The sequence below is a fragment of the Rhodococcus yunnanensis NBRC 103083 genome, assembly GCF_001895005.1.
Lineage (GTDB): Bacteria > Actinomycetota > Actinomycetes > Mycobacteriales > Mycobacteriaceae > Rhodococcoides > Rhodococcoides yunnanense.
On the sequence record NZ_BCXH01000005.1, the window covers coordinates 358,933 to 366,873 of the forward strand.

8 protein-coding genes and 1 tRNA gene are annotated in these 7,941 nt (G+C 64.8%); 5 read left to right on the top strand and 4 right to left on the bottom strand.

The window, feature by feature from the left end:
* The first annotated feature begins 7 nt into the window (after positions 1-7).
* Positions 8-1,756 carry an ABC transporter ATP-binding protein gene (locus tag RY1_RS11735; RefSeq protein ID WP_072803772.1) on the top strand — a complete coding sequence of 583 codons (1,749 nt, stop codon included), beginning with the start codon at positions 8-10 and terminating at the stop codon, positions 1,754-1,756.
* 33 nt (positions 1,757-1,789) lie between these two features.
* Here the strand turns inward: RY1_RS11735 and RY1_RS11740 are convergent, their stop codons facing one another.
* Positions 1,790-2,557: an NAD(P)H-dependent oxidoreductase gene (locus RY1_RS11740; protein WP_072803715.1), complete on the bottom strand. Its 768-nt coding sequence runs from the start codon at positions 2,555-2,557 to the stop codon at positions 1,790-1,792.
* A gap of 70 nt (positions 2,558-2,627) precedes the next feature.
* On the opposite strand from RY1_RS11740, the gene RY1_RS11745 reads away from it, so the two are divergent.
* Positions 2,628-3,572 carry a GlxA family transcriptional regulator gene (locus tag RY1_RS11745; protein WP_072803716.1) on the top strand — a complete coding sequence of 315 codons (945 nt, stop codon included), beginning with the start codon at positions 2,628-2,630 and terminating at the stop codon, positions 3,570-3,572.
* Between the two features lie 22 nt (positions 3,573-3,594).
* On the opposite strand, the gene RY1_RS11750 is transcribed toward RY1_RS11745, so the two are convergent.
* A complete protein-coding gene (locus tag RY1_RS11750; protein ID WP_072803717.1) occupies positions 3,595-4,251 on the bottom strand; it encodes a hypothetical protein in 657 nt (218 codons plus the stop codon).
* Between the two features lie 27 nt (positions 4,252-4,278).
* A complete protein-coding gene (locus tag RY1_RS11755) occupies positions 4,279-4,806 on the bottom strand; it encodes a general stress protein CsbD (RefSeq protein WP_072803718.1) in 528 nt (175 codons plus the stop codon).
* A 123-nt stretch (positions 4,807-4,929) separates the two neighbouring features.
* On the opposite strand from RY1_RS11755, the gene RY1_RS11760 reads away from it, so the two are divergent.
* Positions 4,930-5,739, top strand: a complete 810-nt coding sequence (locus tag RY1_RS11760) for an alpha/beta fold hydrolase (RefSeq protein ID WP_072803719.1) — start codon at positions 4,930-4,932, stop codon at positions 5,737-5,739.
* 105 nt (positions 5,740-5,844) lie between these two features.
* Positions 5,845-6,099 carry an MbtH family protein gene (locus RY1_RS11765; RefSeq protein WP_019663793.1) on the top strand — a complete coding sequence of 85 codons (255 nt, stop codon included), beginning with the start codon at positions 5,845-5,847 and terminating at the stop codon, positions 6,097-6,099.
* Here the strand turns inward: RY1_RS11765 and RY1_RS11770 are convergent.
* Positions 6,096-7,604 carry a threonine/serine exporter family protein gene (locus RY1_RS11770; RefSeq protein WP_072803720.1) on the bottom strand — a complete coding sequence of 503 codons (1,509 nt, stop codon included), beginning with the start codon at positions 7,602-7,604 and terminating at the stop codon, positions 6,096-6,098. The two genes, RY1_RS11765 and RY1_RS11770, sit on opposite strands and share 4 nt — an antisense overlap.
* Before the next feature lie 90 nt (positions 7,605-7,694).
* Between RY1_RS11770 and RY1_RS11775 the strand changes: the two genes are divergently transcribed.
* Positions 7,695-7,766: transfer RNA gene (locus RY1_RS11775), tRNA-Thr, on the top strand.
* The last annotated feature ends 175 nt before the right edge of the window (positions 7,767-7,941 follow it).

A 7,941-nucleotide genomic window follows, 5' to 3' on the forward strand; every position in this document is an offset into this window, starting at 1 on the left:
GAAACCGATGACGGCGCCGGAATTGCTTCCCGTCGCGACGGGCAAGCGCTCGTGGGCCTTCCTGGCAGGCGAACTGCGCTCTCGGCGTGGTATTTCGGCGTTGACCATAGCGATCAGTGCTGTCGCTGCGGCGATGTCGCTGATTCCGATCTACGTGTTCGGTGTCCTCGTCGATCGAGTCACCGACGGCGCTCCGACGTCGACGATCGTCTCGGTCGTGGTGATCATCACGGTGGCTGCGATCGCAGGAGGGGTGTTCACCGCACTGAGCTCGTACACGATCAGCAAGCTGGGTGAGGCCGTACTCGCATCGCTGCGTGAGCGGGTGCTCTCGCGCGCACTGCATCTACCGGTCAGCACACTCGAACGCGTCGGGAAGGGAGATCTGCTCTCCCGCGTCGGCGACGACGTCGCGGTCATGGCCAAATCCGTCGGCGACGTCATTCCCAACATCGTCTCCGCGCTGATGCTCGTGACGCTGAGCGTCGTGGCGATGCTGAGTCTGGACTGGCGGCTCGGGCTTGCGGGGATGGTCGCAATTCCCATGTATGCCATGGCATTGCGCTGGTATCTGCCGAAATCCGCGCCGATGTACGCGGCCGAGCGAGTTGCGATGGGCGAGCGTTCGCAGGCGTTGATCAGCAGCATGCAGGGCGCACGGACGGTGCGCGCCTACGGGCTCGAGCAAGCGCATCTGGCCGAGATCGACGCCGCGTCGGGCAAAGCCAGGGACATCGGCATCGACGTGTTCCGGCTGTTCACGCGCTTCGGATCCCGGAGCAACCGCGCGGAATGCGTCGGGCTGTCGGTGATCCTCGCCGCGGGTTTTCTTCTGGTACAGGGTGACTACATCACCGTCGGTCAAACCACTGCTGCCGCACTGCTGTTCCATCGCCTGTTCAATCCCATCGGCATGCTGATGTTCTCGTTCGACGACGTGCAGTCCGCCGGTGCGAGCCTCGCGCGTCTGGTCGGCGTCATCGACATTCCCGACGAGCGGTCGCCCGGAACCGGCGCCATCCCGACCGACGGTTCGCTCGAGGTTCGGGGGCTCCGGCACTCGTACGACACCGGACACGAAGTGCTGCACGGTATCGACCTGAAAGTGGCTGCGGGAGAGACCGTTGCACTCGTGGGATCGACGGGTGCGGGCAAATCGACCATCGCGGCGATCGCGGCGGGCTCGATCGATTCGACGTCGGGAACGGTCCGGATCGGTGGTGCGACACTCGCCGATCTCGGCGCCGACGGATTGCGCAGGCACATCGCGATCGTCAGCCAGGAGGTGCACGTGTTCGCGGGCCCGTTGATCGACGACCTGTTGCTCGCCGCGCCCACGGCCGGTCGCGACGATGTCCGTGCCGCACTGGCCACCGTCGGAGCGCAGGACTGGGTCGACGCACTGGCCGATGGCCTCGACACCGTCGTCGGCGAGGGTGGGCACGAACTGACGTCCGCGCAGTCCCAGCAGTTGGCGCTGGCCAGGCTCGTGCTCGCGGATCCCGCTGTCGCCGTGCTCGACGAGGCCACGGCCGAAGCCGGAAGCGCAGGCGCCCGCGACCTCGAAGCCTCGGCCGAAGCCGCTACCCGCGGGCGAAGTACCCTCGTCGTCGCGCACCGGCTCACCCAGGCTGCAGCCGCCGATCGTGTTGTCGTCCTCGAACACGGCCGCATCCTGGAACAGGGGCCGCACGAGGAATTGGTCGCTGCCGGTGGGCGTTACGCGGAACTCTGGGCCGCGTGGTCCTTGCGGTGACCCGTGCGGCGAGTCACTGCCGAACGTGACTTCTCACGCGCGGGTATGTACCCGCACGCCCGAATCTCCCTCGGAATGCTCGGGGCGCAGGACGAACTTCTCGTCGTACGCGCCGCTGTTCTGAGCGTGATAGGGGATCGGCTCGTCGGTGAACAGAGTCGACAGCCGTTGTGTCAGTTCGCGTTCCGCCGCGTCGTACGTCCCGTCGGTCATCCGGTCGGCGCTCGGGATCAGAACCGGTGGAAGTACGGACATGCCTGTGTACCAGAAGAATCCGTGCTGAATCGGGAACAGAAGCTCGTCGAGCGAGCCGTTGATTCCTCGCGGTGCCACGGTGTGTTCACTGCCGCCCATGCTGGTGACGATCATCGCGCGTGTGCCCGCCATCAGGCCGTCGCCGTAACGCCGGGTGCCACCGGAATCTCTGCGGATGCCGTACCCGAAGCCCTCGATGAAGACGCGGTCCACCCACCCTTTGAGGATCGCAGGCATCGAGAACCACCACAGCGGAAACTGCAGTACGACGGCGTCCGCCCAGTCGAGTTTCGCCTGTTCGTCGGCGATGTCCTCGGCGAGGGCTCCGTCCCGAAGCGCGTTGCTCGACGCCGTCGCCACATGCAGACGGTCCGCGGTGTCGTGTCCGTAGTCGGCGGCGGAGACGACAGGATTCCAGTTCATTCGGTAGAGGTCGGATTGCTCGACGGTGTGGCCCCGGTCGACCAGGGATTTCACTGCCGCGTCGCGGAGGGAGCCGTTGAGTGAACGGTGGTCGGGATGGGCGAAGACCCACAAGATGTTCATACCTCGACCCTGTCACCACGTATCGGTCGGAAACAGTGGCCGATCGGTCGACATGTGAAAGAATTCGGCCATGCACAAGGTTGTCGTCTTCGTTCGTGACGGGTTGCTCGCGATGGAGTTCGGCTCGGTGCACAGACTCTTCGGGCAGGCAAGGGCGGACGACGGCACACCCCTGTACGACGTCGTGACCTGCACGATAACCCCTGGACCGGTCCGCACGGACTCGGATGTGTTCATCCACGTCGAACGAGGGGTCGACACCCTCGACGATGCAGACACCGTCGTGGTGCCTGCGTCGGATCTCGATTACGACGGCTCACTGCCCGATGCCGGGATATTCGACCGGCTTCCCGCCGGCGCCCGCATCGCCTCGATCTGTACCGGGTCGTTCGTCCTCGCCGCGGCCGGGCTCCTCGACGGCCGCCGCGCCACGACGCATTGGAAGTCCGCCGATCGGTTCCGAGCGCTGTATCCAGCTGTTCATCTCGAACCGAACGTCCTCTACACCCACGACGGGAACATACTGACGGCCGCGGGCGAAGCGTCGGGAATCGATTTGTGTCTCTACATGATTCGCAGCGACTTCGGCGCGATGGTCGCCAACCGGGTCGCCCGCGGAACCGTCGTACCGCCTCATCGAAGCGGAGGGCAGGCGCAGTACATCGATACGCCCGTCCCCAGGTCCACCTCCAGCTCGACCGCCCATGCCCAGGAATGGGCGATCGCCAACCTCCGCGAGACCCTGTCCATCGACGCGCTCGCCGCTCGGCAATCGATGAGCGTGCGTACCTTCACACGGCGCTTCACCGCGGAAGTCGGGATGTCACCGGCAAAATGGATTGTTCAGCAACGGCTTCACCGTGCGCGTGAACTCCTCGAGAACACCGACCACACCATCGACCGCGTCGCCGAGGAAGCCGGCTTCGGGACCGCAACGTCGATGCGCCAACAGTTGATGGCCGACATCGGGGTCTCACCGAGCGCCTATCGCTCGACCTTCCGGGTGGTCGGCTGACCCAGTGGTCCCGTTCGCGGGATCAGCTGTCGGTGTCCTTCTCGGCCAGGAACAGCTTTTCGATTCGGTCGGCTTCGGCTTTCTTGTCCTCGGCCTCCTCCTGGTGCTGGGCGGCGTCGGCGAGTTCGGATTCGGCGGGCGCTGCAGCGACTTTCTCGACCTTGTCGATCTGCTCGTGCTGCTTCTTCTCCGCGCTGCGCGCCTCGGCCGCGCGGGTCGCGGCGAGCTGGTCGGCCTTCTTCTTCTCGGCGGCCGCCTTCTGCTCGGCGTCGCGCGCTGCCTGTTGCTTGCGCTGCTCGGCCTGCTCGCGGGCCTCGCGAGCGGCGTCGTCGGCTGCATCTGCGGCTGCAGCACGTTCCTGTTCCGCAGCGTCGCGTGAGGCGTCGAGCTTCTGGTCGGCCTCGGCCTCGACTGCATCAGCTTCGGCTTCGAGCTTGCCGGCGCGAGCGAGGTTCTCGGTCCGGTCGACGAGTGCTTCGCCGCGCTGTCGCACCTCGGGGTCTCCGAGGACCCCGCCGATCGCTCGGTCGAGCGAGCCGAAGGTGTGCTCGTACGCCAAGCGTGCCGGATCTTCGGCACTTCGCCTCTGCACGACGTTGGTTTCGAAGAGCTGCAACGGAATTCGAATGATTCGGTATTGAAATCTGAGAATGGACAGCGGGATGGCCAGTGCGTTCATCGAAGGACTCCTGTTCGAGGCGGGGTGTCAGGGGTTGCGGCGTGCGCGGTCGGCTTCGGCTCGCAACGCGTCGGCGTCGGAGATTTCTTCGGTGTGCTCACGGATGGCGGCGATCTCGTCCGCGGTGGCCGCGGCTGCGTCGGACTGGCCTTCCGCTACGGCTTCGATCTGTTCGGCTCGGGCGTCGACCTCTGCCGCTGTCACCTCGTCGGCGACGGCCTGGCGCTTTTCCTGCTCGGCGGCAACATGCTGGGCTTGCTGCACGAGGCGGGCGTTCTCCTCGGCTGCGTCGGCGCTCTCGCTCGCGGACTCACGTTGGGTCTCGGCGCTGTTCTTGACCGACGCGAGATCCTCGGCAGCGTCCTGCGACTGCGCCTCGGCTGCGAGTTCGGTCGCCTTCGCTTCCTTGCGTTCGCGAGCCTGGGCGCTCTGCAACTGCCCTTCGGTGGTGAGCGAGTCGTTCCCCGTCACCGCGCCCGCGACCTCCTTCGCCTTGCCCTTGACCGCGTCGAACAGACTCTTGCGGGCCTGCTCGGATGCTCTGTCGTCACTCATGTGGGCTACTCCTTGCGTGTTCGTGGGCGGGCGTGGACGTGCTCGCCCGCTGGACTACCCGATGGGCGAGCGTGGAAACCAGCCGTAAACTCGGCGCGAGCAACTGCGACAAAAAGGAGTTTCATGCCGATCGCGACCGTGAACGGGATTTCACTGAACTACCAGGTCAAGGGCACTGGTGAGTTGGTCGTTCTCATCATGGGCACTGGTAGCCCCGGCCGTGTGTGGGAGCTACATCAGGTTCCGGCGCTGGTCCAGGCGGGCTATCGCGTCTGTCACTTCGACAATCGCGGCATCGCGCCGTCGTCCGAGAGCGCCGACGGGATGACCATCGACGACCTCGTCGCCGACACCGCAGGGCTCATCGAATTGGTGCGCACTGGCCAGGAGAAGGCGTATGTCGTCGGTACGTCGATGGGCTCGCGCGTCGCGCAAGAACTTGCTCTGAAGCGTCCTGACCTGGTGCGCAAGGCAGTGTTTCTGGCCGGTCACGCTCGTCTCGACGAGTTCCAGAAGACCTTGGGGGAGGGTGAGCGGGCGCTGGCCGACGCGAAGACCGTGCTGCCCCCGAAATATGCCGCTGCCATCACCGCTGTCATGAATCTCTCACCGACGACGCTGGCGGACTCGCGCGGTGCGCGGGATTGGCTGGACTTGTTCGAATTCTCGACCGCAGCGACGACGCCGGGCGTGCGTGCCCAGCTCGGCATGGACGAGAGTTTCGACCGCGGCGCCGCATACGGCAAGATCACCGTGCCGTGCCTGTCGGTCGGTTTTGCGCACGACCGAATGATCCCGGCGTACCTGAGCGCCGAGCTGGCCAAAGCCATACCCGACGCCCAGTACGTGGAGATTCCCGACGTCGGTCATTACGGTTATCTGGAGCGACCCGAGGCGATCAACGACGCAGTGTTGGAGTTTCTGCGAAGCTGACCGCAGAAGCTGACACACCGGTGAGATACTGTGCGTTGCTAGGGTCGGGGGGCACTTCACATGAAGACTGCCGATAAACAAGACGTTTGTGACGAGTGAGGCGAGATGAGCACCAATCCATTCGATGACGAAGACGGACGCTTCTTCGTGCTGGTCAACGACGAAGACCAGCACTCGCTGTGGCCGACGTTCTCCGACGTTCCACAGGGATGGCGAGTCGTCTTCGGCGAAGACAGCCGCGCAGCATGCCTGGAATACGTAGAGAAGAACTGGACCGACATGCGTCCGCGCAGCCTCCGTGAGGCAATGGAGGCCGACGCAGCTGCACGTCAGTCCGCAGAGGGAACTCCCGAGGCTTAAGTGCTGCGCTCCGTCGGAGCAACTTTTTCTACAGGACCGCGTCGCCGACGAACCGTCGGGCGGCGCGGTTCTTCTCTGCGTCGCTGCGTCACCTCTTTACGGCGCAATGTCGGTCGCAGTAGCTCTTCGGTACGCGCCAGGATGCGCGGACGACGCAGGGTACGAGCGCCCCACTCGCCGAGTGTCACGCCTGCCGCCAGACCACATCCGATGCCGAAGGCCGCCAGGAGCGAGCTGAAGCCGATCAGCAGCTGATCGTTGAGCATCGCGTACAGACCTCGGTACAGCGACAGACCGGGAAGCAGCGGAGTGATCCCCGCGACGGCCACGATCAGCGGCGGAATCAGCGCGCGACGTGCCATCAGACCACCGGCGAAACCGACGACCGTGGCTGCGAACGCCGAGGCGATGATCGGGCCGGTGGCGAGCGTCTGGACCATCAGGTAGACGAGTGCGCCGGCGAAACCGCCCAGGAACGCAGCGGTCAGCGCACGACGCTCGGCGTAACACGCCAGGGCATAGAACAGCGATGCTGCGGCGCCGGCGAGGACCTTCGTGGGGACCTGGGTGATGTCCGGTGGGGGTGTGTTGCTGATGAGCGGCAGATCGCTACCGATGATCGCTGCCAACTTCAGTGACGTCGCGACACCGGCAATGATGCCGCCCGTCATCATCAGCACTTCGAAGAATCTGGCCGACGCCGTGATCGGTGCCCCTGTGATGGCGTCCTGCACCGAACCGACCAGCGACAATCCCGACAGCAACACCGTCACACCGGCGGCGATGACCTGCGACGGGGAGATGTCGATGCCCAACTGGTCCTGAAAGTTGTACAGCGTGATCGCAGGCGTCGCCGCAACGAAGCCGCCGACGACCTGCTGGAAGAAGAACGGCAAACCCACGCGGTTGAGCACGCGGCCGATGCGGTCGATGACCATGGTCGTCAAGAAGCTCACCACAGCAACCAACACACCGCCGCCGAGCAGGACGCCGATCGACGCAGCCATACCGGCCCACGCGAACGTGGCGATCCAGCGGTTGTACGGGTGCGGCGCCGTGGTGATGCTGTCCAACGTCTCCCGCGCGATCGGCGGCGGAATCATCTTCATGCGCACACCGCGGATCAGACGATCCACCGCCGCGAGACGGGTGAAATCCATCGAGCGGTAATGAACGATGCGCATCGTCGTCGACGGCGGACGCGTCGGGCCGCGGTGGGCGCTGATGGTGATCGAGTTGTACGTGACATCGACATCGCAACGAGCCAGACCATAGGTGGCGGCGATGAACTGGACCTGGGTCGTCGTGTCCATCGCCGACGTCCCCGACGCGAGAAGAACTTCCCCGACGCGCACCGCCAGATCCAGCACCTCGGCGACAACAGCATCGTCGGTGAGGTCGATCGGCTGCAGCGGCGACGGCGCTGCCGTGGGTGTATCGATGGTGGCGCGACGCTCGCCGGTGAGACGGCTCAGCGAGGCCGTCACGTCTTGCAGGAAGGTCATGTCCGTCTTTACGTAGCTGGGGTGATCCTCCGACAAGGTACCTGTTTGGACTGTGGGTCCGGTGAACGGATATGCTTGCCCCCGCACGATGCCTCCTTAGCTCAGCGGTAGAGCACTCGCCTTGTAAGCGAGCGGTCAACGGTTCAATCCCGTTAGGGGGCTCATCGAAAGCCTCTGACCAGGAAAAATGGTCAGGGGCTTTTTTATTTGTCCTGGTAGGGACCGCTCGTTTCAGGAATGAGTCGGTTTCGTCCATGGTCGTTCACCTGGGGTTTTGTGACGAACGCGACCTGGGGATTTGCGGGGTGATCGGTCGGATTCGGGGCTCGGTGTCACA